We start from the raw sequence: 2574 nt of genomic DNA, 5'->3' as shown, positions 1-2574 counted from the left end.
ATGCAAAAATTATATATTTTTTTGAGAGATTATTTAATGTTATAAATAATAAAGATAAAATAAAAGAAATAACGATAGAATTCAATATTAACGATATAAACGAAGATTCTTTAAAAGTTATATCTCAAATAAAAAATATAAGACTTTCGATTGGAATTCAAACTTTCAACGAAGATAGCTTAAAAATAATAAACAGACAAACCAAAAAAGAAGATATTATAAAGGCTTTGAAATTGATAAACGAATCGGAGCTTAAAAATATTTCGGTTGATTTTATATGCGGGCTTCCGTTAAACGATAAAGACCAATCAAAAAAAGATATAATTTTTGCATTCGATTTGCTACCAAAAATAAAACATATTTCTTTATATTATTTGGAGCTTAACGACTTTCTTAAAAATAAATGGAAAAAATTTTTGCCAAGCGAAGAGGATTCCGTTAATTATTATAATATTGCGGCGGAAACTATAGAAAATTTTGGACTTAAAAGATACGAAATTTCAAATTATGCGGTTTCTGGCTACGAGTCGATTCATAATAGCGGTTATTGGAATTTGAAAGATTATTTGGGAATCGGCGCTGGAGCTTTCGGCTGTTATAAAAATAGCAGATATGAAAATACAAAGAATATAAAAGAATATTTGGAAATTGTAAGCGAAAATAAATTCCCAACAAAAAATATAGAATATCTGGACGAAGAAAAAAGAAAAAGAGAATTTATATTTTTATCTTTAAGAACCGCAAAAGGAATAAATTTTTCATTTTATAAAAAACTTTTCAAAGAAGATTTTATAGATAAACATTCTAAAATAATAAACAAACATATCGAATATTTTATTATTTCCAAAGAATATTTATCTATTAAAAAAATCTATTTTGATTATGCCGATGAAATTATTTTATTATTGTTGCGATGATTTTTGTAAACTCCGCTTAAAATTTTCATCGTTCATAAGATATTTGTCGACTATAAACGATAACGCGCTATTTGGTTTTTTAAGTTCTTTCGCTCCTCTTGTAATCGAACATAGACTCGCGTTAAGCATTTTTGCGATTTCGTATTGAGGAATCTTTTTTTTGAGCAATGTGACTATTTTCATCCTCTGCCAAATCATCTCTCTTTCGTCTTTTGTAAAAAGCTCTTTCAATAATTCTTGAAAAAATTCCTCGTTTGTTTCGGACGCTAAAATATAAGCCAAGATTTCCATTTTTATTCTCCTTAATTTTTTATTTTATTACTATATATAATATCATTATATATAGTAAAATAATTATTTCAAGGTTTATTTTAGTTTTTATTTATTCTTTTTCTATCTTATCAAAGCCCGTGAATTCTCTTAAAGCTTCGGGAATTATCACGCTTCCGTCCGATTGTTGATAATTTTCAAGAATTGCAATCCAAGTTCTTCCAACGGCAATTCCGCTTCCGTTTAAAGTATGGACTAATTCCGTTTTGCCGCCTCTTTTCACGCGCATCTGCATTCGGCGAGCCTGATAATCCCAGCAGTTGCTTACGCTTGAAATCTCTCTGTATGTATTTTGAGAAGGAAGCCATACTTCCAAATCGAAAGTTTTATAAGAGGCGTTTCCTATATCTCCCGAAGACAAAACTACCACTCTATAAGGAAGTTCCAAAGCCTGCAAAATACTTTCGGCGTCTTTAAGCATTTTTTCATGTTCTATTTTTGAGGTATCTGGCGCACATACTTTTACAAGTTCGACTTTATCGAATTGATGCTGCCTTATTAATCCTCTCATATCTCTTCCGTAAGAGCCCGCCTCCGAGCGAAAACAAGGAGTATAAGCCGTAGCGTAAATCGGAAGCATGCTTTCTGGTATAATTTCTTCTCTATAAATATTCGTTAATGGAACTTCCGCCGTAGGTATCAAATATAAAGCGGGGTCGTCTGTAGTCTTAAATAAATCTTCTTCAAACTTCGGCAAATTTCCCGTTCCCGTCATCGCTTTTGAATTAACTAAAATCGGTGGAATATATTCAGTGTAGCCATGTTCGGTTGTATGTTTTTTAAGCATAAAATTAATCAAAGCTCTTTCAAGCGCAGCTCCTTTTCCTTTCATTAAAGAGAAACGAGTCCTTGACATTCTAACCGCTCTTTCAATATCGAGTATATTTAGTCCAACCGCAATATCGACATGGTCTTTGACTTCAAAATCGAATTTTCTTGGCTCTCCCCATCTTATGATTTCTTTATTGCTTTTTTCATCGTCTCCTTCAGGCACTTCGTTAGAAAGCATATTCGGTAGATAAAGTATTTCGTTATTGACTCTTTCTTCGAGTTCGGATAATTTTTCTTCTTTTTTATTTAAGGATTCGACAAATAATTTCATCTCTTCTTTTATTTTTTGCGCGTCTTCTTTTTTGCCCGATTTCATTAATTCGCCGACTTTTTTTGAAGATTCGTTTTTTTTCGCTCTGTCGTTTTCGACTTCTTTTAATAATTTTAATCTTTCGCTTTCCAAAGATTTTAATTTGTCTAATGAAACTTTGCTTCTTCGTTTTCTTAAATTTTCTTCGACTAATTCGTTTATCGATTGAGTAAATCTTTCGATAAA

3 protein-coding genes are annotated in these 2574 nt (G+C 31.0%); 1 reads left to right on the top strand and 2 read right to left on the bottom strand.

The annotated features are described in order from the left end of the window. The coding region (locus EZH24_RS10155; RefSeq protein ID WP_137999022.1) for a radical SAM protein at positions 1-917 on the top strand (917 nt) is incomplete at its 5' end. On the opposite strand, the gene EZH24_RS10150 is transcribed toward EZH24_RS10155, so the two are convergent. After that, on the bottom strand, positions 903-1208 hold the full coding sequence (locus tag EZH24_RS10150; protein WP_137999021.1) for a Trp family transcriptional regulator: 306 nt from the start codon (positions 1206-1208) through the stop codon (positions 903-905). The genes EZH24_RS10155 and EZH24_RS10150 overlap by 15 nt on opposite strands. 91 nt (positions 1209-1299) lie before the next feature. Further along, positions 1300-2571: a serine--tRNA ligase gene (gene serS, locus EZH24_RS10145; RefSeq protein ID WP_137999023.1), complete on the bottom strand. Its 1272-nt coding sequence runs from the start codon at positions 2569-2571 to the stop codon at positions 1300-1302. Positions 2572-2574 lie beyond the last annotated feature (3 nt).

This window comes from Brachyspira catarrhinii, from assembly GCF_005518285.1.
Taxonomy (GTDB): domain Bacteria; phylum Spirochaetota; class Brachyspiria; order Brachyspirales; family Brachyspiraceae; genus Brachyspira; species Brachyspira catarrhinii.
This window is presented reverse-complemented; position numbering and strand designations above follow the sequence as displayed.